The organism is Spirochaetales bacterium, from assembly GCA_016930085.1.
Classification (GTDB): domain Bacteria; phylum Spirochaetota; class Spirochaetia; order SZUA-6; family JAFGRV01; genus JAFGHO01.
Genome location: JAFGHO010000049.1, coordinates 19902 through 43878 on the forward strand (window position 1 = coordinate 19902; position 23977 = coordinate 43878).

Consider the following 23977-nt stretch of genomic DNA (forward strand, 5'->3'; position numbering starts at 1 on the left):
TGCCGAATAAGATATATTGATGCGGATGATTTAGCAGTCCTTTCAGGAACGGATTCGTTTCATGTAATTCTAAAGCCCCCCCCTCATTCCCCGTCATTGAAAACAAATGCCGTCACTTTCTTGCTGATTCCCTTCACCTTTATGTCGATTTCCGTGAACGGGCGTTTCGTCTTGAGTTTTTCATAGGCCGATTCGGAAACGACGATGCTGCCCGGTTCGGCCGCGCTGCACAGCCGCCGCCCGACATTCACCGTGTTGCCGATCATGGTAAAATCGTACTTTTCTCCGGAACCGACCGCGCCGACGACCGCCACGCCGTAGTTGATCCCGATGCCCACCTGAAGCGTCTCTTTCCGCTTTTTGTTGAATGACGCTATTTTTTGCTGGATTTCGAGCGCGCATTTGAACGCGCATGACGGTGAGGGAAACTGTACCATGATCTCGTCCCCGATAAACTTGTCGATATCGCCCGAGTTTTTATTGATACACTGCACCTGGATGCAAAAAATCTCGTTGAGGGTATTGATGACCATGAGCGGGTCCATCTCTTCGGCATACGTGGTAAACCCGCGCACGTCGGAAAAGAAGACGGTCACCAGTTTTCTTCGGGGCTGGATGGTGATCTCTCCGGTCCGCAATACTTCCACCATCTGTTCCGTCGAGCCCGAAACATAATGCTTGATGGAAATCTTTTTTCTGCACGCCTTTACCATCTCATTGAAATTGTCGAAAAGCGACGCCACTTCGTTGAACCCCTTGACCGTCAGCCTCGTGTCGAAATCGCCTTCCTTCACTTTCTGAAACCCTAATCTCAGCTGAAAAAAAGGCCGTTTGATGAAGAGGATATAGGCGACGAGGGGAAAGATGAATGACAGAATAAAAATGATAATCGATATAAGAACGAAAAGCATGTTCACCGTCATCAGGTCCTTGAAGGCCTGAGATCGGGAAATGGAAACCGCGTCCGTTTTGGCTTCCGGCAGATATGTTTTGATAACATGTTTTTCCAGGTTATATCCGAAGACAAAGTAACTCAGGATCAAAAGGAGAACAAGTATCGCCGCGCTCGCGTACAACACCGTTTTTATGTCTGTTTTAAATAGTTTCATTCCACCGTTAACTCCTTCTTATATCATTATCATAGTATAGAACTGCTTATTGTAAAAGAAAAAATTTATAAGGGGCTGCTAAAAACGTATATATGTTACCTGACAATGGTCGGAAAAAACCGTCAATTACCCAATAACTTCTTCACCTCGCTGTTTTTTTGTACAATGACCTGCGCGACCGACTCGACTTCCGCCGTTTCCACATTGATCACCCTTCCGAAGACAGCCAGGGAAGAACCCATCTCGATCACCGTCCCCGTGACGATAAAGTCGGCGGCAAGGAAATTGCCGATACGGATCGCCGTCGTCGTATCCATCAGGTCCGAGACGGCCAGCTCCTGCTCTTCGAGAATGATATCCAGTTTATCCCGTTCGACCATGGTCATTGTATCGAGTCCTGAAAACTTTGCAATGGCCATTTCATTCAAAAGATCCAGAAGCCGCATTGGTCGTTCCGGCTTCGATGTAAAACCCGAAACCGCGATTACCCCCTCGCCCCCGGAAGGGAATCCCAGAATCATTTCATCGAAAAGATGCGACAGGTGGGCTTCAATAGATCTGTCCTTTACAGGTACCTCGATTTCCGCATTCTCTCTGATCTCGGCAACCTGCTTTTCATCGTAGGCCAGTTCCTTCCCGATAATGGAGATATAGTTGTCCATAATTTTAATTTCATCCTCGAATCCTTCATTATCGAGACGAAGCCGCACGTTTTCGAGTACTTTCCGTATGTCGAGGCATCTGTCGAATATCGATTTCATGACGGCGGTGATTTTTGTTTCCAGCGCCTCGATATCCGGAGAGGTGAGTGTTTCGTACTGATCTTCCGTCATATCGTCCGACCACAATCGATTTTTCAGGTTATTCAGTTCATCTATTTCTTTCCGGGCATTGTAATATATCCCGCCGATTGTTTTCAATTCCAGGGCAAACTGCATCATCGTCCCGGACCGCAGGACCATCGCGTCCGAGAACCCGGTTACCGGAGAAGGGTCGGTAACAAATTTGGAAGCGAGTGTATAAGGACCGATTTTTTTTCTTTTCCCCCCGAGATCGGTATATGAAAGGGTAAAACGAAGGACGTCTTTTTTCCCTTTATAGTTATTCGGCGGTATGTTAACGTGAACGAGCATCGTTTCGTAATCGCGATGATGAAGTGTCGGTAACGAATAGCCGATACGGTTGCCCTTGATGACATAATCGTAACCCCACGTCCCTTCGATTTCCGCGTCAATAAGCACCTCGCATTCCATGGACAAATCCAATGCCGCGGGAACGACCATCCGGTCGAGTTCGCTTCCGAATGTCTCCTCCATTTCATCCCTGTCTGAAATGAAACGCGAGCTTCCCCCTCCTTTCTTCGCGAGGTCCTGCATGAGTTTGAGATCGAAATCCGTCCCCAGGCCGATGGTTGAACAATTGACGCCGATTTCCTTGTAGCGCGCTGCCATATCGAGGATCCCCTCGGAATCACCTCTTCCATCGGTGAGAAAAAGCACCCTGTTGGCGTATATTTCCCGAAAATATGTCATTGCCTCTTTATAGCCGAGTTTGAGGCCCGCCACGAGGTTCGTTCCGCCCCCCGGTTCGATGGCATGCACCTTCTGTTTGAACTGAAGCCTTTTATTTTTGTCGTTCATCCGTGTCGCCGGAAAAAGAACGGCCGCTTCATTATCAAAGGTGATGAGTGACACATAATCGATATCTCTCACCCGTTCGATAAATATATCAAACGACTCCTTGACCCACTCCATTTTATCCGCCGAACTCATCGACCCGCTTTTATCGATCACAAAAGCGAGATTCATGGGGGGAAGATCCTCGAATCGGCGCTCCCTTGCCTGAATCCCGATATGAAAGACCTCTTCCTGGCCTTTGGATGAAAGCTGCCGGTAGCCGGAATACAGAAAAACACCGACATCACCTTCAGGTTCGGGATAGTCGTAATCGATCTGTGCGATATATGCGTCCACATATACTTCTTCCGGCGGAATAATAATTCCTTTTCCGGCGAGGTACTTGCCCCTCGTTGCCGAACCGGCGGATTCCGACTGTGCCCCGGCGATAAGCAGCCCTGAGGAAAAAATAAGATAACATGATACAATTATACATATGCCGGCATGGCGTCGCATCGGAAACCTCCCCTGTAAATGATAATGACCTGAAAAATGGTTGTCAATAGTATGAAAAAAACTCCCGTTCGTTTCCCGTTTTCCAGCCGATTCAGGTCGTTTTGCCATTATCTTTGAGAACACATCGGGATTGCCAAAGACGAACCGATCGGGCTTTACATTACTCTTTTTCCGGGTAAAGAATTACCCTGGCGTACCGGTCGCTTTTACAATATTGAACAGCCAGATTCCGAAGCGTTTCCGCCGTCAGCGATTCAACGGACTCCATATAATCAAGCAAGGTAAGGGGATCGAGCTTATGAACATACATGGTCTGAAGCATGGTAAGCCAGTAATTGTTTTCCTTGATGTTGGTCTCATATTCCCGTTTGAGGATTTCCTTTGTCTTCTGTAATTCCTGAGGGGTCGGGCCTTCGATTTTTATCCGCTCGATTTCCTCAATGACCAAGTCACTCAGGCGTTCGGCCTTTTCCGGCGCGCAGCCGAATCCGATATAAATGTAATATTCTTCGTCCGGATAATGTTGAAGATTCGTAAAGGCCCAGATGTCATAGCTTCCCCCTTCTTTTTCGCGGATTACCTCCCGTAACCTGATATTGAAGACTTCGGAAAGCGCATTGATCGCTATCCTTCCTTCATATGACCACGTTGCATCGCCCGAATATGTCAGGAGAACCTGGCTTTTAGGTTCGATGCCTTTTCTGACGTCTTTCAACACGACTCCGGCGGGCGGATCGATATTGAGGTCTTTCCATGTTTCCTCACGGTCTGTTGCCGGCAGATTGCCGAGATAGGTTTTGATAAGCGGTTCGATGACATCCATCCGAAAATTGCCGACAAAAAAGAAGGTAAAATCCGATGCGTCCCCGAAACGGTCGCGGTAAAACTCGAGAGATTTTTTCATATCCATTTCACCGAGTTTTTCGACGGTAAGCGGTTCTCTGCGTAAATTATCCTGTGATAGGACTTCCCATACCGTATCCCAGAAAACCCTTTCGGGCGAGGAGGCCCTGTCCTGGATTTCGGCCTTTTTCCTTTCCTTGTATGTTTCAAAGGAGTTGGCATCCATGCGGGGCTGTGTAAATGAAAGATAGATAAGCTTGAAACATGTTTCCAGGTCTTCGGGTACGGATGAACCTTCTATACCCTCATTCAACTCATTGATCCATGGAATGACATGCACGTTTTTCCCGGCAAGCAATTTTTCGAGTTCCGTAAGGGAGAACCCGTCAAGTCCGCCCTCATGCACCAATGCGGCCGCCGTCGATGCCGCGATAAACTCTTTATCCGGAACAAGGGAATGTCCGCCGGGGCTGTAGGCACTGAAAAGGACTTCATCGTCCTTGAAATCGGTTTGTTTCAGTACGACCGTCACTCCGTTCGAAAGGGTCAGCTGCGTGACGCCAAGCTTTGGAATTTCGAGCCGGTTAATAATCGCTTTTTCTTCGAGTTTCCCGGAAATTAGCGGCTTTTCCGTAACGGTATCGATATAGGGAAATATCTCCATTTCCTTGACCGCCTCGAATCGGGAGGAAATCATCTTTTTATCCGGAAGACGAATATCCTCTTTCTCCGGTCCCTCGACGAGGACGACACGGTTATCTTCCGTCATATATGTTTCCGCATAGCCGTTTATTTCCTTGAGGCTTACGCCTGGGAGGAACTGCTTGTAGATCCGCTGTTCATACTCGATTCCCGGTATTGATTCGCCCACAAGAAAATGACGGATATATTCTTCGGCGAAATCCGCGGAATTGCGGTTTCCGCGGTCATTATATATGCTTTCGATCCATGTTATAAGCCGTTCCTTTTGCCGATTGATTTCCGTTTCCGTAAATCCATAGCGTTTGGCCCGCTCGGCTTCGACGAGAAGTGTATCGAGTGCATCGATGATTCTCCCCTCCTTGACCGTAGCGCCGATCACGGTGAACTCCTTCGACCGGTAATTACCGGCGTAACCGGCATAGGCTTCGGTAAAGGGGGCATTCGCGGTTCGCGCGATATCCGATAGCCGCTCGTCGATGATGTTATGGACCAGATTGGCGATCATCCGCACCCGGTAATCCCCGACGGTAACGGACGGAAGCACATCATGTTTGAGATAGATATTGATGCTGTATGATGTGGCTTCCGGATCCGTTGCGACATTAATAAGGGTCTCCTCGTGATCGGGAATGACCTCGGTAAACCGTTCCGGCGCATTCTCCTGACTCTTCATGCCGGAAAAATATTCCTTTATCTTTTCCTCCATCCATCCGGCTTTAAAATCACCCACGGCGATCACCGACATTAAATCCGGACGGTACCATCGCTCGTAAAATCCCCGAAGCAGTTCCGCGTCGCAGGTTTCGATGATCCCGATATCGCCGATCGGCATTCTATCCGGATAACGTGAACCGTAAAAAAGAAAGGGATACTGTTTTTCGCTCAACCGTGCTTCCGCGTTCTTTCTCATTCGCCATTCTTCTATAATAATCCCCCGTTCCTTTTCGACCTCCTCCTCTTCGATCAGCATATTGCAGGCCCAGTCGGCAAGGATTTTGAGAGCTGTTTCGAGAATTTCATCGTTCTCTGTCGGTATTTTCAGGATATAGACCGTCTCATTGAAACTCGTGAATGCATTGAGTTCCGGGCCGAACCTCATTCCGACCGATTCGAGAAAATTGACGATTTCCTGTTTTCTGAAATTCTTCGTGCCATTGAAGGCCATATGTTCGACAAAATGGGCGATCCCCTTTTCATTTTCCCTTTCAAGGATCGAACCCGCATTCACGACAAGACGGAATTCCGCCCGTTTTTCAGGTTCGGTGTTCCTCCGAATCAAATATGCAAGACCGTTTTCGAGTTTACCCCTCGTAATCGCCGGATCGACAGGAAGTTTGTCTTCCGGCTTGAGGAGTAATGGATTGTTTTCATCGACGGCGGACGTCGTCGTCTTGCACCCGCCCAAAAGAAAGATGAATGTCAAGCATAATAAAAGCGCATATATACGATTATTGGTTAGTAAAGACATGTTCTTACCTCATTTATATGGAATGTCACTACTATAATAAAAAACACCATATTGGTAAAGTGCCGATATCCGGCGATCAACAATGAAACCCAGCAGAAATGAAAGCCCGTGTCTTTCCACTTGAAAAAAAGTCATGATTGATATAGTGTCGTTGTATGCGATGTCAGGGACACAGTGGTTTTATTGTGCTTATTGTTTTTCTTTTTTTGACGTCATGCTTTCCCCGGCAGCCGGTTAATCCGGCGCTGTACGAAGAATGTTACGATTACAACTACGATGCATTCGGCGGCATTACCTTTACCATTGAATGTGAAGCGGGAAACGGGGAAACGGGCACCGATTCCATGCTTTATTCGGCGACGATAGAGAAGGGGGAACTCTCCGTCGACTTCGCGGACGATGAAGATCCGGGATCGCGCAGTAACGATCTCAGGCATTACCGGACCGTATCCGAATACATCCTGCAACTGCTTTTTTCCGTCTACGACACCTTTCGGAATTATATCACCTTACTGCCGAAATCGGATATAGAAACAAAAATCGCGCCCACTCCCGAAGATCAACTCGCTACCGATTTCATTATACTGCAGACGATGCAGTCAAAAAAAACGAAACCGGAAATACGTCCGGTATTCAAAAAAACATGCATGCGTTACTGCGTGAGTTCATTCGACCTTGAAATCGAGTCGATTCATTACCGGTATGACATCGAATATGAATGTATGCAGATGCTGATATTCCCCCGGATTATTACATTTATCGATATCAATGATGGGCATCCCGGGCCGCTTGTCATCACGGCAACCGAGGTAAAGACCTCGTTGCCGCATGGTCTGGTACATCCCGCAGAAGACCGATAGAGACAGACGGCGTGAGTCTGAGTGAACACCCATGAATACCGGAGGAACCAATGATCAGGAACATCGGAAAAGAAGATTACCACAAGATAGCCCGTCTTTTTTTCAGCGGATTCTTCCCCACCGATTTTGAAAAGCGGTACTTTGTGCCCGAAAAAACACTCGCCGTACTCGAAAAGGACGGCCATTGCGCTTTTTCATGGTTCACGACACTCAGGGATATCGGTATCGCCATCCTGGTGTTCGACCCGGCAATCGATGATGCGGCAAGTATCGACAGCCTGCTCCGGCACACATTGCGCCTGATTCCCCTGAAAGAATTGAAAGGGTTATCCCTGATTTCGACAAAAAGGCTTTCAAACGAACAATTACGGGCCGTTCCCGGCCCGATCAAACGTTCGGAAATAAAAATGGCATACACAAAAGGATATATAGAAATTCCGGAGGTGAAGATCGTCACCTACAAGGAAGAATATTTCGACCAGGAGCTCGCGCTTGAGTCGAGATTGTTTTACGAGTTCAGGAAAAAACATCACTGGGAACCATACCGGATCGAAGACGCCCCGGAAGAGGAATTGGAAAATATAAAAAAATATTTCGATAAAAACAGGGAATCCTTTTTCTTTTATTTTGACAATAGGACCCTTGTCGGAAGCACCCTGCTGGTCAACGATTTCATTCAATCGCTTTGTATTGCCGAAGAATATCAAAGAAAAGGATACGGTTCGTTACTGACGAAATATGCCGTCAATCACGCCCTGAAAAAAGGCTATAAAATCATCCACCTGCTTGTCTTTGACGACAATACGGCCGCTATCGGTATGTACAAAAAGATCGGCTTTGACGAAAAAAGGTATCAATATATTTATTAACAAACCATGCGACCGCAGTGAATGGTTATAGTGACGGAACCTTTACCGTATAAACATAGTAGTTCGAGCGATAAGGATAATCGCTGATATAAAAGAGGTCGAAAAAGGATTTAAATTTTTCCGGAAGCTTCGAATAGACAAACTCGGCAATAAGGATGGTTCCCGGTTCTGTGTAATTTTTTTCGAGGTCATTGATTTTATTGTAGATTTTCGTCGTCAGTACATTCGCCCTGGTCACGCCCGGTTTCAATGATATGTCGATGATTATTTTCAATTCGATCGGCTCTTTCAATAGATGATTGAACATATTGTATTCGCAAAGCCAATGCAGTATATGAATCCCGCTCAACACCGCCTGATTGCAGGTCGATTTTACCCCTTCACTCTCCTTGACCGTATTCTGGAAGAGAATGAAGCCGCCGTCACCATGCCAGGTGAGGAGTTTCCCGTTTCGGCCGCCGCAGATTTTCATTATTTCGTTCTTGATATCCGACATTATCCGTTTCATTTTTTTCGGATAACGCAGAATGAGATTCGAACTTCCGGCAATATCGGTTTTCAACAGAACCTGCACGTCTGTATGTTCTTTTTCTTCTTTTTCCAGCGTCTTTATCAGCGCCTCGATCCCGTTCATCTTGTATTTTTTCCCCGAATAGATCCCGTTATTGTCATAAATGGAAAGAAGTATCTTGACGAGTTTCATGAGTTTCTCGTCGGAGAAGGTTTTAACGATAATGTCCGCTTTTTCTTTTTTGGTAATGGATATTCCGAATGTCTTTCCCGCGGTTTCATGAAAATCGAAGGTACTGTCGATTTCCGAAATAAACCGTTCGAGGGGAAAACTGTTGTTGACGATGATTGTCTTGATATCACGTCTGATCTGGTTTAATTTTGTTTTTGAAATCGTTTTCTGGATCTCTTCCATAGCCTGACATTTTACCGTATAATTTTATACGTAGTATATAGTACAGGCAATCATATATATTTGTCAAATAATTCTTGTTTGAACGAACGGGGAAGCATACCGGTCCACGCAGATTCACGAAGCGGGTATGTGATATTTGGTATGGATATCCGAACCGTGGAACACTTGTTTACATAGCAGTCAAAAATATATTATAATAAAAAGAGATACATCATAAGCGATGCCCCGGTAAATCCGGCGGATGATAACCGGATATCGTGTGTCGCAAATAAGTCGACATGATTGCGGGAAGTGAGGAAACGTATTCTTGCGGGGGCTATAATAAGGAGAAACGGGAATGGAACGTGAAGGACAAAGAGAAAGTCTTTTTATCACGATTAATAGATACAAGGATACCGTGCTGACAAAACTTGTACCGCAGACCCGTGAAAATATCGATCCGGTAAAAGTTCTTGAAAACAGGGACATCGGTTTTTTCGACAAGGTGGAAAAACTGAAAAACGTCTCTTCATCGCGGATATGCGAATCTCTCGAACACCATATCAGGCATTGTAAGGACACCGACACGTTCCTCTTTTCGTATTCCGGCCACGGAATTATCGACGAACACGGAAAACTCTATCTCGCCGCGAAAAACACCAGACTGAATGCCCTGCGTTCGACGGCGGTACCCCTTTCTTTTTTAATCGAACTCATGGAAGAATGCCATGGGGGCGAGAAGATTTTTATTATCGACTGCGCGTTTATCAGCATGGCGCGCAAAGGAGTCACGCAAAAGCAGGTCTCACCGGGCGATTGTTTCGGCTGTATCGAAGGAAAAGGACTCGCGGTCATCTCGTCTTCCCGAATCACCGAGTATCCTTTTTACAGCGAAAAAAGGATCAGTCTGAATGAAGACGTTTATTTTATGCATCATATTGTCGAGGGACTCGAGACCGGCAATGCCGATATTGACGGCGACGGATTCGTCACGGTCGGGGAATTGTATCGGTATATAATAAAAAAGATGGAAGCCGACACGTGCGGGCAATTGCCGGTATTGTGGCTTTCCGATCAAAAGGACGATATCGTCATCGCGAAAAATCCCCGCGGAAGGACGGTGCGCCGCGAGAAGGAGGAAGACGAGAAGAACCTCGAGCAGGATAACGATGCGCCGTCTTCCCCCGCTATCACCTCCACGATCGCAAAACAGGGATGGAAAAGCGTGAAACCCGGCAGGGAATACGCCTTTTTCTTTTTATATATCGCGCTGCATCAACCTTCGGTTATCCGTGAAAAAAATCAGGATTGTATCAACAGAGAAACCTCGTGTTTCCTGAGTTATATATCGCATTGGATTCGCGGCGCGGGCGGGAAATTGTGGGTTCACAAAAAAGAAAACAACGAATATATTTATCTCTTTCCTTACACGGAAAATAATATTAAAAAGATATTCCAGTGTGCATTCCGAATATTGCTCTACAAATCGATTTATGATTTCGAACACAGCGCGATACAGGATTTGCTTTCTTTCAGGCTGGGGCTTCATCTCGATGCCGCCCGGTACGAACCCGATCCGGAAAACAAAATTCTCGCTTCATCCGCCGTCAATTTCTGTTTCCACTTCGGAGAAAAACTCGAACCCGAATACCTGTATGTCACCCGCGACGTCAGGGCATTGATGCCCCAGCACTACCACCGTTTCCTTTTTCCTTCGGGGAATATGGAATCTCAAGACCTGTACCGGCTCGGGTTGTCGTATATAAAGGAAACAATCATCTGAGAGGGAATGCGTGAACATCACACATATTGCATTATGGGTAAACGACCTCGAAGCCATGAAATCGTTTTATCTCCGGTATTTCCAAGGCACCGCTTCCAAGAAGTACCGGAATCCCAAAAAAGGATTTGAATCGTATTTTATTTCATTCGGCAATGCTACGAGGCTTGAACTCATGAGATCGAAATCAATGATAACGGAAAAGACCGGCGAAAAAGGGTATAATTTCGGGTATTCCCACCTAGCATTTTCGACAGGGAGCGAGGAAGTCGTTGACCTCCTGACTGAGGAAATCGAAAAAACAGGGTGCACGGTTGTTTCCCGGCCCCGAAAAACGGGTGACGGATACTATGAAAGCAGTATACGGGACCCGGAAGGAAATCTCGTCGAGATTACCGTTTGACCTCTTGCCGGGTAAGGCGGGTCGATACGTCGCTTCGAAAATATCGGCACGGTATAACGGAAAAAAGATTCTTGCACCTTTTCCATAATTCATTTATCCTTGCCTTCAGTGGAGGATAAAATGATATACGAAGGCACTATCGACACGACACCCGAAGGCGCCGGATACAGCCCGGAGGTTATTGGCCGGCTCGACAGCCACTTCTGCAGGTTGATCGACGAAAAAAAGATTCAGTGCGCGGGGTACCTTATGGCCCGTTCCGGGAAGATCTTTGCAAAAAAGAGCATGGGAAAGCTTTCCGGCATCGCGGACAAGGGCGATTTCAAGCCCGATTCGATACGGAAAATCGCCTCGATCACGAAAGTCTTTACCGCAACGGCGATTCACATACTCCTTGAAGAAGGGAAACTCTGCATTCATCAACGCGTTTCGGAGATTATCGACGAATTCAATACCGATATGCATAAAGACATCACCATCTTCCAGCTTCTCACGCACACATCCGGCCTCCCTTCCGATCCGGGGACCTTTCTCGAACCGTATCCCCCGCCGTATTTCTCAAGCGATACGACAAGGAAAAACTGGATAAAAAAGTACCTCTCGGGCCCATTGCAGTATCCCCCCGGGACGGTATGGAATTATTCGACAAAAGGATTCATGGTCCTGGGTGAAATTATCGCACGGATAAGCGGGGTCTCATACCCGGACTATATCGAAAGCAACATCCTCAAACCCCTGGGAATGAACAATACCTTTTTCGTCGTCCCCCCGGAAAAACGGGATACCGTCTGCGTCGTCGAAAAATCCGAATGGGAGTGGCTGAACCGGGAAGAAAAAGAAGAGGATAAGGAAAACGGGACTCCTTCGTGGTACGCAGGAGGCGGACTCTATTCGACGCTCGGCGACCTGTACCGTTTCGGCCGGATGATTCTCGACAGGGGAATCCTCGACGGAACCAGAATCCTCGGAAAGAACACGGTCGAAGCGGCCACCCGCAATTATCTGAAAAACATCCCGTGTTATAACTGGGGTTCCGGTGAAAAGGACAAACATTACGGCCTGGGATGGGAAGTCGACAAGGAACCGCTTCTTCCGCCCGGCGTGATCGACCATGAGGGCTCGGGCGGCGCCAGCCTGTTTATCGATGTTGCCAACGACTTTATCATGATACATTTTGCCGTGTTTTCCGATAATACCTGGATCGATCATGCAATGTACGGGACAAGGGTCATCGGCTGGTCGGGGCTGGAATAACACCATAGGAGCATACAGGTAACCGGAACGCGTTACATTTCATGCACAGGCATTGTTGACGGCGTTTCCGGTTATATCCCGTACAGTCCTTCATCCGGCCGGCATGTTCCTGCCTGCCGGTGGCAGAAAAAAGGCGGGGGGAGCAATGTATTTTTTACGGAAAGCGGCAATCATTTTCAATACCATCAAGGCGGTCGCCTTTGTCACGTACAAAGAGTGGGCGGCGTATCGTTCGCACATCCTCGTTTCTCTTTTTACCGGCCCCATTTACTTTCTGGTTCAGTATTTCATATGGAAGGCCGTCTATTCCGGCCACGAGGTGATTAACGGTTTCACCTTTTCACAGATACTTACCTATTTCGGACTCGCCACGATCATCAATTATCTGATCATGGATTTCGCCGACTGGAACCTCCAGATGCTGATCAGAACGGGCCGGTTCATCACGTATATCCTCCGCCCCCTTTCACACCGCCTTTTCGCGTTTTCACAGAAAGTGGGGCACCGGGTCCTGGGATTCTGGCTGGAGTTCATCCCCGTCTACCTCCTCTTCTTCTTTGTCTTCGGTATACGTCTCATTCCGGCGAAGCCGTTCTGGTTTATCGTTTCACTTATATTGAGTTACTCGATCATGTTTTTCATCAATTACTGCGTGGGAATGTTCGCTTTCTGGCTTACCCGGATATTCGGGGTCATGGAAATGTTCAGGATCATGAGAAACCTGTTTGCCGGTGTTTTTATCCCCCTGAGTTTTTTCCCGATAACGATCCAGAAAATATTTTTCTTTCTTCCCTTCCAGTTCATCGTGTACGTCCCGTTCAGGGTGTTTATCGGATCGTACGAACTGGCCGGGATCACCCTTTCCATCCCGCTCGTCATCCTTTTCCAGGCCTTTATGCTCGGCGCGGTCATGCTTGTCGCGGAAATCATCTGGCGGTTCGGCATCCGGCGCTTTACGGGGGTGGGGGCATGAGGAGGTCTTTCGGCATATATGGCTGGGCTTTACACCGCAACCGCCGCTTCTTTGCCGGGGGAGTCCGTCCATGAAGAAGTCCCCGTTCTCCTTTATTCATGTCTACCTCATTTCCCTGAAAAACGCGCTTTCGGAGCGGATGGTGTACCGGGGCGATTTTTTTATCAGTTCCGTCATTGCCCTGCTTTTCGAGTTCGTCGTTCCCATGATCACCCTCCTCATCTACAGCTCCGGTTCCTCGTTTCCCGGCTGGACCATGAACGAGGCCCTGCTCATCCAGGCGATCTTTCTTCTGGCCAAGGGAATCGCCTTTCCCTTTTTCTTCGGTATTGTCTTCAATATCCTGATCCTTATCCGTGAAGGCTCGTTCGACATCCTCCTGCTGAAACCACGTTCCATCCTCTTTCTCTCGATCGCAACGGCGATCGACATCAACTCCATGGGAAAACTCCTGGGGGGTATCGGTTTTTTCGTTTTCATCATCACGCGATTCCCATCGATCGGGCCCGCGCAGTGGGCCGCCTTTGGCGGGCTTTTTCTTCTCTCCCTTTCCGTCTTTTTTTCATTCGCCCTCTTTCTTTCGGGAACCCTCTTTGTCTGGGTGGGAAACAGCAGGATGTGGGAGATATTCAACACCTTCACCCTCTTCGGCATGTACCCCCAGTCGATCTATTCGCAGCCGGTTCAGATACTGATCACCACCGCGATCCCGGTCGCGCTTCTGGCCTCGCTTCCCGCGAGTGTGCTTTTGGGAAAAGAACCGGTATACCTTCTTCCCGCGGGCATCGTCGCCGGGGTTCTCTTGTGCGCGGGTATTTTATTCTGGCACGGCATGCTTCGCCGTTACACGAGCGCGGGAGGATAGCAATGCTCATTTCAGTCAACGCCTTGAGAAAGGATTATACCACCTACAAAAAAGGCCATACCTTCAGGGACACGATAAAAAGCCTGTTCCACCGCGAAAAAGTGATCGTCCACGCGGTCAGGGACATCTCCTTTTCCGCATCGAGCGGGGAGCTGATCGGCTATCTGGGACCGAACGGTGCGGGAAAGTCGACGACACTGAAAATTCTCACCGGTATCCTCTATCCCACCTCCGGTGAGGTGTCTGTGGCGGGCTTCACGCCGTGGAAGCAGCGGAAACGCTATGTCGAACATATCGGGGCGGTCTTCGGCCAGAAATCGCAGCTTATCTGGGACATTCCGCCCGCGGACGCCTTTTATATGAACAAGGCGATCTACGGTATCCCGACCCGTGATTTTAAAAAAAGGCTCGATGAGATGGTGGGAATGCTCGACGCCGGGGACCTGATCGTAAAGCCCACACGCCAGCTGTCACTCGGCGAACGGATGAAGTGCGAGTTCGTCATGGCCATGCTCCACAATCCGCGGATCATCTTTCTGGACGAGCCCACGATCGGTCTCGACGTGATCGCCAAAGACAAGATACGGGAATTCATTCTCGAACAGAACAGGAGGGGGGTCACCTTTATACTCACCACCCACGATCTCGACGATATCGAGCACCTGGCCCGCCGTGTGATCGTGATCAACCACGGCGAGATCGTTTTCGACAACACCCTGAACAACCTCAGAAAACACCTGGGACTCAAAAAAATCGTGCACCTGACCACGCGGAAGAAACTCCCGCCGTTCCGGGAGGGGGGTATCAGACTGCTCGAAGGGATATCGGACTACGAGGCGGAACTCGAATTGAACCTCGAAAAGGTCACATTGAATCAGTTTATCCGCGGCATCGACGACCACTCGACGATTATCGACATGACCGTACGGGAACTCCCGATCGAACATATTATCAGGGATCTCTATCTTCAAAAGACAGGGGAGGAAGACTGATATGATCGTGCTGCATATTCCACATTCGTCGACCCGCGTGCCCGAAGCGGTAAAAAAAACCTTCACACTCTCTGAGGAGGAACTGGCGGAAGAGGTTTTTCTTCTGGCCGATATGTACACGGACGAATTGTTCGACGTACGTCGCGGGGGTGTCGAACGGATCGTGTTTCCGGTCAACCGCCTCGTCCTCGACCCCGAACGCTTTACCGACGACGCGCAGGAGGAAATGGCCGCGCGGGGGATGGGGGTCGTCTATACCGTCACCGCGAAGCTGAGGCGGCTACGGAAGAACGTGACGCCCGAAGAACGGCATCGCCTCATCGATACCTATTACACGCCCCACCACCGGCTGCTCGAGGAAGCGGTCCGCGGCAACCTGTCCCGATGCGGCAGATGCCTCATCGTCGACTGCCACAGTTTCGCCTCCCGGCCGCTCCCCTATGAGACGGACCGTTCGGCAGACAGGCCCGACATCTGTATCGGGACGGACGCTTTCCACACGCCGCCCCGGCTCATCGATTTCGCCGCCGCGAACCTGGCGTCCTCAGGCTATGGTACGGATGTGAACCGGCCTTTTTCCGGAAGCATCGTCCCCCCCGCCTATTACCGGCAACATCGATCAGTCTTTTCCATTATGCTCGAAATCAACAAACGGCTGTACATGAACGAGACGACCGGAGAAAAACTTCCGGGCTTCGATGAGCTGAAAGCGGCGATACGGGGGCTTATCGACGCGTTGTTCGACGCGTCGCCCTTTATTTTTTCATGAGTTCCGAGGCAGTTTTAAGATTCACCGCAGCGTCTTCATAATCCGGATCGATTTCCAGGGCCTTTTTCCAATAACGGACCGCCCGTTCGAGATCGTTTTTCCGCGCCTCGATCACGCCGAGTTTGTTGTACGCGGCGGCCGATTCCCCGGGTGAATGCCGGATGATTTCCCTGTATTGCTCAACGGCCTCTTTCTCGCGACCGGTATTCAGGTACAGGGTGGCGAGGTTGTAGCGCGCCGGTGTTTCTTCCGGATTATGGAAAACCGCTTTTTTCGCGTAGTCTTCCATTATATCGAGGTTCCCCCATATACCGTAAATATATGCCAGGTTGCTGTACGCCCCCGAATGCTGCGGGTAGACCTCGATCGCGCGAGTAAATTGCGCTATTGCTTCATCGAAGCGGTTGTTGTCGAGATACAGGAGACCCAGGTTATAGATGCTGATAACGTCCCACGGATCGATTTCGATCGCTTTTTCATACATTTCCTCGGCCGTATCGATCCGCTTCCGTTTTTCATACAAGGTACCGAGATACGAATACGCCGGATACGAATCCGGCTTGACATCGATCGATTTTAATAAATACGCTTCCGCTTTATCGAGGTTCCCCTGTTTCATATAAACGTTCCCCATCCTCGCGTACACTTCGGATACGGTCTCGAGGGCATGGGGGGTCTGCGGATCGATGAGGTCGAGGCTTTGTGCGTATTCGTCGAGCGCCGGGCCATAGTGTGCCTGTTTTTCATAAATAAACCCGAGATTGAAACGGGGCCGGTAGGCCGGATTTTTTACGACGAATATGTTCAGGTTCGAAAGTACCGCGAGGCATACGATGGAAGCGGCCGTCACAATGCCGGGAAGGGGTTTGCCGTCAATAACCGATCGTACGACAATTGTCAGAGAAAATCCGGCAAAAACCGCCCACACGCACATGGAGGGCATCCGGTATCTGCTCGTCACGAAAAAAAGAATGGACGGGAGGGCGAGGAGAAAGCAAAAAAGCATCAAGGACCTGCCTTTCTTTTTATAAACGGCAAGCGCCATTCCGACAAGGCCCGCGGCAAGGATAAACGAGGCCGGAAAAAACGGAATATAACGATAGACCGATTCACTTTTCGCGAAATAGGTGTCCCTGTTTCTCATTATCTCGTAATCGGAAAAATACAACACCAGCTTCTTCAAGACAAGCGCGATTTCCTTTACGGGATGCTCCGTGATGAACGCGAATGCCTTCCCGTACCAGTAGGCGTCCCGTTCCGCGAACGAGCCGGCACCGAATGTTTTCAGCGGTTCGTCATAGAAATCCTCGAAAGCGTAGCCGGGCTGGAGGGAAACGCTTTCGTCATACGATTCGTTATTGCCGATGTAAAAGTTGATTCCCCCATTGGCGGAGATCGCAGTCGGGTGTTTTCCGGCGATCAGATTGCGCAATGTCACCGGGAAGATGACGGCGAAGGCGACGACAGCAAAAACAACAACGGTTTTTACTCCGCGTTTTTTAAAAATCAGGTACCCATAGAGGGGCAGAAGCAGCAGATTCGTGGGTAACGCACACAATGACAATCCGAAAACGACCGCGGACACGATGACGCGCAACGTCCCCTTGTTTATTATAAGAAGATAAAAGGAAAGGAGGGTCAAAAAAACCGCGCTTGCGGGAATTTCCATTTCCGTTGAGAAAAACACGGAAGGGAAATAAAAGGCGTATATTAATGCGCCGATAAAAGCGGCAATGTCGTCGAAATAGATCCGGCCGATCAAAAACAGCAGGACGCAGCTTATGCCGCTCATGACGACCTGGATGAGCATCACAACGAGATCGCTCCTGTCCGATACAAGATAAACAAAAGCGATAAAATAGGGATAAAACGGTGCCTTGTAAAAGACCCCGTGCTGCCGGAGGCTGAATATATCCCCCTTGACGACGGCATCCGCCCACTCCTCATGAAACAGGGCGTCTGCGATATGTTCCTGAAAAAAGGGCGAACCGGCGTAATCGATCAGATAGACCAGGCGGACGAGAACGGCCAGAACGAAAACGATAACCGGAAGTTTTCGGGTATTTACGAATGAACAGACTAAGTGAAAAACGTCCGATTTTCCCTGGGGCCGGATTTTTTCTTTCATGGTTCGATTATAAAGCAATAACGGAAAGAGAGGAATAGGGGGTGATTGACGCCGTAACGATCAATTCGCGGCGTGTTTCTCAAAATAAAAAACGGGCTGTCTGCCCGGAAAATCGGTAGACAGCCCATTCTGAAGGAGACAAGTCATATGCTGCAGATTAGCAGAACGATACGGGAAGTCCCACGTAAAACTGGGCGATAAGCAACGCGTCCACGATATCGATACTTCCGGAACAGTTCACATCGGAAAGCCCCGGGTTGATCGATGAGTCGTCTATCATGCCCACGTAATACCGGGCGACTAAGAGCGCGTCCACGATGTCGACGGCACCACTTCCGTTCGCGTCCCCCATTATTATGGCCGGGGCCTGTGTGGGCGAGACGGTCGTCATGGTCGTCGGAACGGGCGTATCATTCGGATCGGCCGTCGGGAGGAGAGGCGTGGGTGCCGTCGTTCCGCCGCTTATCGTTGGAATGGGGGTCTGGGTGGGGGTCTGGTTCGGATCTTCCGTGGGTGCCGGTTCCGTTGTCGGCTCCCCCGTTATATCGGGAAAAGGTGTCACGGACGGGTCCTGGGTGGGCCCCGGCGCGTAGTCGAGAAAGTTCGCGGTAACGGCCATGTCCCTGTCCAGGATAATCCCTTCCACGTAGTCTTCGTTCGAAACGACATCGCCCTCGTATCCTATAAATTCAGGCTGCTGGCATTGATACCCGCAGGGGCACGGGGTCGGGACGAGGACGCTCAACGCGATCTCCGTTCCGTATTCAAAATACAATGTCGCGGGCGCATCCTCCGGGGTAACGGGCTCAAGAAGTCCCGAGATATAGACACTACCCTCACCTGTTATATCAATGGTAAGGGAAACCTCCTCAACGGGCACCGCCGTCGGGGATATCGTGGGGGCGACCGTCGGTTCGCTTGTCGGACTTTCCGGGTTCGCGTGCCGATATACCTCTTCCGACAGGGCGCTTTCCCCGTTTTCATTGAAGGCGGTAAGCACATAGTAATAATCCTCATCGGCAATAAGATCCGTATCTTCATAATACACCCCGCCATAATTACAGGCGATCAATGCAAAGGGTCCGCCGCTCCGGATCCCCCGGTAGATATTATAGCCCAGGGCGCCCGGTGATTCGTCCCATGAAATCCAGATTAACGGCCTTCTCGCGTTGGTACCGCTGTCCAGATTCTGCGGGGGTTCCGGTGTCGGTGCCGGATCGGAAAAATCCGGGATCGAAAACGAAACAGGGTCGCTTATCTCATCATGGCTTTCCACGCGTACCTGATAATTTCCCGGGATGATGTTGATACACGGGTCATAACACGGTGGGTTCTCGTAATGGCAGGTTTTATACATGAAGGAAGGGACATTAAATCGAATCCTGTCGGCCATATACTCGCCCCGTTCAAGCACCACTTTATAATCCCGGTAGCCCGGTTCCACACATTCAATATGAACGTGATTGTACAATTGCCAGGTATTCGAGCATCTGATCTCGATCTCCGTCCCGGGAATCCCGCTTTGGGGGGATATTGCATCGATACCGACCACGGGCTCCGGCGTCGGAGTACCCTCCGGCGTCGGGGTAACCTCCGGCGGAGCCGGGGTCGGTTCCATCGTCGCTTCCTGGGAATACAGGGAAACGATACTACAGAGAAACAAAAGAGAAAATAACATCTTTTTCATAATGTTCTCCTTTTTTTTTCAAACCGGCTATTGCCGCGTTTCATTATTACAAAACCTTTTTCGTACATAATCCTGCACGAATTATCAAATAAAAGCGTCCGCGCGGGTAGATACGGACCTTTTTTAATGAACCGCGCGGAAACAGGGAGTCCGAAAGAATATAATGAAAATTTATCTCATTTCACAAAATGATTTTTAATAAAAATAAATATAAAATATATTTACACTTGTAAATATATCTTTACCGCGGCAATAAAAGAATGTTTTATTTATTAATAAATCTGGACTTATTTTATCATATTGTCTTTTTTCTGTCAAGAATCAAACTATAGGGGAAACATGCAGAACGAGAGGAATTCGTTACATTTATAATTTTCAGTAATTTTTGAAAGTTTTTTGTAGACATTTCAGCATTTGTATTGTAGAATCCATTCAACCGGCGGTTTATTCCGGCACGTTTTGCAGGTGAAATTATTAGTTTACATTTCGTTTATTCAAGGAAAAAAAATAAATCGGATTTAATCCGGGAAAATAAACAGTATGCAAAAAAAAAGCATTGTTCCATCTCTTCTACTCAGTTTGGTATTCATTGTTATAATTGGAGGCATGTGTTATTTATACTACTGCATACTATCGCTAAAAAATACCATGCATGTATTTTCACAGGACATGAATCAACGGTACGAAAAACAGGAATCGGAACTGCAAAGATTGATATTGAATTTTAATAATTTTAAAAAAGCCAGTTCCGGCCTTGATCAATATATCATGAGACAGCTTGCTCAATTACGCAATAAAATCGATAAACAAAAAGTAACGCCGCAACCTGCAAAAAAAGAAGAAATCATACCTGCTGAACCGCAGTGGAGAGTAACGGTTAATGTTCAGGACGAGTTAAATGATAATTATCCCTTTTCCGACCTTAAATACAGTAATGCCTACAAAGAAGGCCGTGTTTTTTACGGCAGAAAAGAATTCACCAAGGCCAAGTATAAATTCCACGAATTACTCAAATTAAATCCACCCTTTTGGCATGCCCAACTCTATTATTTATGGTCTGTTTATTATGAAAGCCCCGTCAAGGCAGCCAGCGACATGGATGTTCACCGTTTATTGAATCAATTTCCTGCAGATTATGAAAAAATAAATGAAGTGTATAAATTACAATCCATGTTGTGCATGGAAAACGGATTCTATACGCAGGGGATTGAATACGGAGAATCTGCCCTGGATCAAAAAAATCCGGAAATCGAATTCAGAATCTATTTAGCCAAATATGCTTTTTTAGCTGAAGATTATTTACACTGCATCAGTTTTCTCGATACGCCGGAAGTAAAAAAACAAAAAAATCCGGTTTGTTATTATCAATTAGGTGTTTCTTATCACAAGACCAATAACAGAACAAAGGCAATTGAAAATTACGAAAAGGCCATCGTTTTAAACGCAAAACAAATTGATATATATAAAAATATCGGTTACCTCTATGCCGAAAATAAAGAATACAAAAAAGCCATTTCTGCTTTTGAAACCTATCTGAAAAGCGAAAAATCGGCCGAAGTATCTTTAGCCCTTGGGGAATGTTATTTGAAATTCGAAGAGATTAAAAAGTAAATATTATCTTTGCTTGCTTAATTTCTCAATATCCTGAAGCATCCAGCGCTGTAAAAGCCCGGAATTATTTGAGTAAACATTAAGGAGCATGAAATGTACGTATTAAAAAAAATTCTTGTTGTCTGGTTTATTCTGTGTTCACTACCCCTATGCAGTGAAGAAATCTATATTGCTCCTCTTTTGCTCTTTAACGATTCCGACCAGTTTGATACAGGTGAAACCGATGTCAATCAGTCTATGTTTATCGAAAAAATGGAAAGTGTCTACCGATGGGAAAATATGAGTTTTAAACCGATTCCCAATAACGCACATGCACCGGGTTCTTTTCTGGATGCCATGGAATTATGCAATGAATTCCAGATTGATTTTTTAGTATACGGGTTTATTGAGTACCGGGAGGTTTATATCCATGGTGAAATAAAGCTATATAACCGGGAAAAACGGGAAGTAATTCAGTCTTTTTATGCCAGCGACGATACATCCAATCTTGAAAGATTGCTGATCGATCTGGCGGAAAAATTCGGGAATTATCTAAACACCATGTTTGACCTGACACCGGAAGAAGAAGCACCACCGCCGACAGGAGGTATTTTTTCCTTCGGTATATCCGGCGGCTATTTTTTTTATCTGATCCAGGATTGGGCGGATTATCTGCTTCCTCTGTATTCTGTTCAACTCCAGGCTAATTTTATCCCCATAAAACCGGGAGAAGGTAAAGGGTTCCGCGGTTTTTATTTCAAAACCGGTATAACTATAAATTTTACACACGCGGTCAACCGTTTGGGATATGAGGAGGTTCATTTTTTGGGTTTTGCATTCGGCCTGTACCTTGGGCTAATGGCGGACATTGGCATTCATCACACACTGGGAATTGTGGTTACACCGGAATATTATATTGACTATCTTATACGGAATGCCCGTTATGATGACCAGGTGTTGCTTCCGGCTTATCTTTTCTCAACAAGTCTTTCGCTGAATTATCAATTTCATTTTAATCGCATGTTTTCCATGTCATTGGGAAACCGGTTTTCCCTGCATCTGGTCGATCCGGTGCGTATAACATATAATCCATATGTGGTTTTTGAATTCAGTTTAAATCCAATATTTGGAGGTAAATCCGATGAAAATAAGTAATTTGATTCTTCTTGTTGCCATTTTGGCCCTTCATCTGTCCTGTACAGAAGGTCTGTATGATCAATTCGGGAAACCTGTTGATGATCCTGTGATTGTGAAACCGTTTGTATCTTCCTTTGTAGATGAAGAAACCATTATTATTACCTGGGACGACGATCCGGCGGCTGATAACTATATCTTGTATCGAAGCGAGGAGGTCCCTTCCGAAAATTATCATGTAGTCTACCGGGGGAAAAAGAATTCTTATCTTGATAGGAATTTTATTGAATATCTATCAAACGAAAATGCCCTTTTTCATTATTCACTTTCAAAAGTCCGCGGCACGCGGGAATTCGGCCCCTCAGAACCCAGTTTAGGGATATTCAGCAAGATGATTAATGACCCCTTTGAACCCAATAATGATGAAACCCAGGCTCATGAATTATCAACGGCGAAAATTGAGGGAAATATCTATTTTTTCCGTGATGAAGAACAAAATTTACTCATTGATGAGGACTGGTTTTTTATAACACTTCAGCCAAGACAACAGGCGGAACTTGTCCTCACTCAAAAAGGTGATACTAAATTACAATATTTTCAATATCAAGTTCTCAACAGCAGTAATAATCCGACTGATATAAGTCATAATGTTAGATTCTTTGTTGCCAATAACAGTGATTACCTGACAAAGATATATTTCAAGATCATTCCATTAATAAAAAATTACATGGTAAGCGGTATTCAAACAAATGGAGGAAGTCAAAGGGGATATTATTTAAAAATCACCGGCTTGTGGGATTCAATATAAAAGCAACATTTTATTTAAAAAAGGAGTGGTTTAATGAAGAAATTAATTCTTTTACTTTTTTTTGGATGCATATCCGGTCTTTTAACAAATTGTTCCATTAATCCGCCCTCTGAACCCGGAGGAGACGATGATACAACGACGACTGAACGAGTAGACATCCTTTTTCAACCGGGAAGTGAGGAAGGAGTCATCGAATTCCAGACAAATGATCCGGAATATACCGGGGGCGCCGGATATTCACTATGGACATTGACGGATGCACCAACGGCTGTTTTTCATGATCGTGAAATATGGCTCTCGAAACTATCCGGCCATTGCTGGATCTCCGGTTATGGAGCTGTTTATTGTCAGCAGGACAGTTCGGAATTCGGATTGACCTTTATAATCGGCATGATTGCTTTGGATGGATATTATTGTGTTGGCGAGGTAATTCACGGGACCCAATTTTCCTATCTTGTCCCATGGACCAAATCCGATCATATTTTAACCGGCTATAGCCAGAACAATCAAATACGTCTGGAATTTGATTCCGGAGAAGACCATTTCAACTTTTATATCAATGGGAGTGACCCAATCCCCTTCATGGATGATGAAGAACCGATCCATCGTGAAGGCCGGCAGGGATACATTGTTGTGATTTCACCGAACGATATATTTCCGGAAACCCCTGTACGTATTCAATTTAGAGAAATTAATTAAAAAGAGGA

The 23977-nt window shown here is 47.2% G+C and carries 19 protein-coding genes; 13 read left to right on the top strand and 6 right to left on the bottom strand.

The features are described 5' to 3' along the window. Positions 1-83: 83 nt before the first annotated feature. From JW881_07985 to JW881_07995, 3 genes are all read right to left on the bottom strand, one after another. Positions 84-1109 (bottom strand): adenylate/guanylate cyclase domain-containing protein, encoded by a 1026-nt coding sequence (locus tag JW881_07985; protein ID MBN1697438.1) that lies wholly within the window; start codon positions 1107-1109, stop codon positions 84-86. Between the two features lie 122 nt (positions 1110-1231). Further along, positions 1232-3241 (bottom strand): VWA domain-containing protein, encoded by a 2010-nt coding sequence (locus tag JW881_07990; GenBank protein MBN1697439.1) that lies wholly within the window; start codon positions 3239-3241, stop codon positions 1232-1234. 160 nt (positions 3242-3401) lie between these two features. After that, positions 3402-6254, bottom strand: coding sequence for an insulinase family protein (locus tag JW881_07995; protein MBN1697440.1), 2853 nt, complete (start codon positions 6252-6254; stop codon positions 3402-3404). 155 nt (positions 6255-6409) lie between these two features. Between JW881_07995 and JW881_08000 the strand changes: the two genes are divergently transcribed. Continuing rightward, positions 6410-7114 carry a hypothetical protein gene (locus tag JW881_08000; protein MBN1697441.1) on the top strand — a complete coding sequence of 235 codons (705 nt, stop codon included), beginning with the start codon at positions 6410-6412 and terminating at the stop codon, positions 7112-7114. A gap of 50 nt (positions 7115-7164) precedes the next feature. Next, positions 7165-7983, top strand: coding sequence for a GNAT family N-acetyltransferase (locus JW881_08005; protein MBN1697442.1), 819 nt, complete (start codon positions 7165-7167; stop codon positions 7981-7983). Positions 7984-8008: 25 nt separating this feature from the next. Here JW881_08005 and JW881_08010 read toward each other — a convergent pair whose 3' ends face one another. Further along, positions 8009-8908, bottom strand: a complete 900-nt coding sequence (locus JW881_08010; GenBank protein ID MBN1697443.1) for a hypothetical protein — start codon at positions 8906-8908, stop codon at positions 8009-8011. 337 nt (positions 8909-9245) lie between these two features. Between JW881_08010 and JW881_08015 the strand changes: the two genes are divergently transcribed. The 7 genes from JW881_08015 (at position 9246) to JW881_08045 (ending at position 15923) form a co-directional block, all read left to right on the top strand. Then, complete coding sequence (locus JW881_08015; GenBank protein ID MBN1697444.1) at positions 9246-10670, top strand: caspase family protein; 1425 nt, start codon at positions 9246-9248, stop codon at positions 10668-10670. A gap of 10 nt (positions 10671-10680) precedes the next feature. Next, complete coding sequence (locus JW881_08020) at positions 10681-11070, top strand: VOC family protein (protein ID MBN1697445.1); 390 nt, start codon at positions 10681-10683, stop codon at positions 11068-11070. A 120-nt stretch (positions 11071-11190) separates the two neighbouring features. Continuing rightward, on the top strand, positions 11191-12324 hold the full coding sequence (locus JW881_08025) for a beta-lactamase family protein (protein MBN1697446.1): 1134 nt from the start codon (positions 11191-11193) through the stop codon (positions 12322-12324). A gap of 145 nt (positions 12325-12469) precedes the next feature. Then, on the top strand, positions 12470-13297 hold the full coding sequence (locus JW881_08030) for an ABC-2 family transporter protein (GenBank protein MBN1697447.1): 828 nt from the start codon (positions 12470-12472) through the stop codon (positions 13295-13297). 70 nt (positions 13298-13367) lie between these two features. Beyond that, positions 13368-14162 (top strand): ABC-2 family transporter protein, encoded by a 795-nt coding sequence (locus tag JW881_08035; GenBank protein ID MBN1697448.1) that lies wholly within the window; start codon positions 13368-13370, stop codon positions 14160-14162. A gap of 2 nt (positions 14163-14164) precedes the next feature. Beyond that, positions 14165-15154 carry an ATP-binding cassette domain-containing protein gene (locus JW881_08040; protein MBN1697449.1) on the top strand — a complete coding sequence of 330 codons (990 nt, stop codon included), beginning with the start codon at positions 14165-14167 and terminating at the stop codon, positions 15152-15154. Position 15155: 1 nt separating this feature from the next. Then, positions 15156-15923, top strand: coding sequence for an N-formylglutamate amidohydrolase (locus JW881_08045; GenBank protein MBN1697450.1), 768 nt, complete (start codon positions 15156-15158; stop codon positions 15921-15923). Here the strand turns inward: JW881_08045 and JW881_08050 are convergent. Together JW881_08050 and JW881_08055 are read right to left on the bottom strand one after the other, a co-directional pair. Next, positions 15910-18051, bottom strand: coding sequence for a tetratricopeptide repeat protein (locus JW881_08050; protein ID MBN1697451.1), 2142 nt, complete (start codon positions 18049-18051; stop codon positions 15910-15912). The two genes, JW881_08045 and JW881_08050, sit on opposite strands and share 14 nt — an antisense overlap. A gap of 157 nt (positions 18052-18208) precedes the next feature. Further along, a complete protein-coding gene (locus JW881_08055) occupies positions 18209-19738 on the bottom strand; it encodes a hypothetical protein (GenBank protein MBN1697452.1) in 1530 nt (509 codons plus the stop codon). A 669-nt stretch (positions 19739-20407) separates the two neighbouring features. Between JW881_08055 and JW881_08060 the strand changes: the two genes are divergently transcribed. The 4 genes from JW881_08060 to JW881_08075 all read left to right on the top strand — a co-directional run bounded on the left by JW881_08060 (position 20408) and on the right by JW881_08075 (position 23969). After that, the gene (locus tag JW881_08060; GenBank protein ID MBN1697453.1) at positions 20408-21349 is read left to right on the top strand and encodes a tetratricopeptide repeat protein; all 942 of its coding nucleotides are present in this window, start codon (positions 20408-20410) and stop codon (positions 21347-21349) included. 93 nt (positions 21350-21442) lie between these two features. Then, positions 21443-22483 (top strand): hypothetical protein, encoded by a 1041-nt coding sequence (locus JW881_08065; protein MBN1697454.1) that lies wholly within the window; start codon positions 21443-21445, stop codon positions 22481-22483. Beyond that, positions 22470-23270, top strand: a complete 801-nt coding sequence (locus tag JW881_08070) for a hypothetical protein (GenBank protein ID MBN1697455.1) — start codon at positions 22470-22472, stop codon at positions 23268-23270. Before JW881_08065 ends, JW881_08070 begins: the two co-directional genes overlap by 14 nt. A 33-nt stretch (positions 23271-23303) precedes the next feature. Then, on the top strand, positions 23304-23969 hold the full coding sequence (locus JW881_08075; protein ID MBN1697456.1) for a hypothetical protein: 666 nt from the start codon (positions 23304-23306) through the stop codon (positions 23967-23969). The last annotated feature ends 8 nt before the right edge of the window (positions 23970-23977 follow it).

What these genes read in the sequence shown, in the direction of transcription:
- JW881_07985 (MBN1697438.1), bottom strand. Translation starts at nt 1,109, where the DNA reads ATGAAACTATTTAAAACAGACATAAAAACGGTGTTGTACGCGAGCGCG.
- JW881_07990 (MBN1697439.1), bottom strand. Translation starts at nt 3,241, where the DNA reads ATGCGACGCCATGCCGGCATATGTATAATTGTATCATGTTATCTTATT.
- JW881_07995 (MBN1697440.1), bottom strand. Translation starts at nt 6,254, where the DNA reads ATGTCTTTACTAACCAATAATCGTATATATGCGCTTTTATTATGCTTG.
- JW881_08000 (MBN1697441.1), top strand. Translation starts at nt 6,410, where the DNA reads ATGCGATGTCAGGGACACAGTGGTTTTATTGTGCTTATTGTTTTTCTT.
- JW881_08005 (MBN1697442.1), top strand. Translation starts at nt 7,165, where the DNA reads ATGATCAGGAACATCGGAAAAGAAGATTACCACAAGATAGCCCGTCTT.
- JW881_08010 (MBN1697443.1), bottom strand. Translation starts at nt 8,908, where the DNA reads ATGGAAGAGATCCAGAAAACGATTTCAAAAACAAAATTAAACCAGATC.
- JW881_08015 (MBN1697444.1), top strand. Translation starts at nt 9,246, where the DNA reads ATGGAACGTGAAGGACAAAGAGAAAGTCTTTTTATCACGATTAATAGA.
- JW881_08025 (MBN1697446.1), top strand. Translation starts at nt 11,191, where the DNA reads ATGATATACGAAGGCACTATCGACACGACACCCGAAGGCGCCGGATAC.
- JW881_08030 (MBN1697447.1), top strand. Translation starts at nt 12,470, where the DNA reads ATGTATTTTTTACGGAAAGCGGCAATCATTTTCAATACCATCAAGGCG.
- JW881_08035 (MBN1697448.1), top strand. Translation starts at nt 13,368, where the DNA reads ATGAAGAAGTCCCCGTTCTCCTTTATTCATGTCTACCTCATTTCCCTG.
- JW881_08040 (MBN1697449.1), top strand. Translation starts at nt 14,165, where the DNA reads ATGCTCATTTCAGTCAACGCCTTGAGAAAGGATTATACCACCTACAAA.
- JW881_08045 (MBN1697450.1), top strand. Translation starts at nt 15,156, where the DNA reads ATGATCGTGCTGCATATTCCACATTCGTCGACCCGCGTGCCCGAAGCG.
- JW881_08050 (MBN1697451.1), bottom strand. Translation starts at nt 18,051, where the DNA reads ATGAAAGAAAAAATCCGGCCCCAGGGAAAATCGGACGTTTTTCACTTA.
- JW881_08055 (MBN1697452.1), bottom strand. Translation starts at nt 19,738, where the DNA reads ATGAAAAAGATGTTATTTTCTCTTTTGTTTCTCTGTAGTATCGTTTCC.
- JW881_08060 (MBN1697453.1), top strand. Translation starts at nt 20,408, where the DNA reads ATGAATCAACGGTACGAAAAACAGGAATCGGAACTGCAAAGATTGATA.
- JW881_08065 (MBN1697454.1), top strand. Translation starts at nt 21,443, where the DNA reads ATGTACGTATTAAAAAAAATTCTTGTTGTCTGGTTTATTCTGTGTTCA.
- JW881_08070 (MBN1697455.1), top strand. Translation starts at nt 22,470, where the DNA reads ATGAAAATAAGTAATTTGATTCTTCTTGTTGCCATTTTGGCCCTTCAT.
- JW881_08075 (MBN1697456.1), top strand. Translation starts at nt 23,304, where the DNA reads ATGAAGAAATTAATTCTTTTACTTTTTTTTGGATGCATATCCGGTCTT.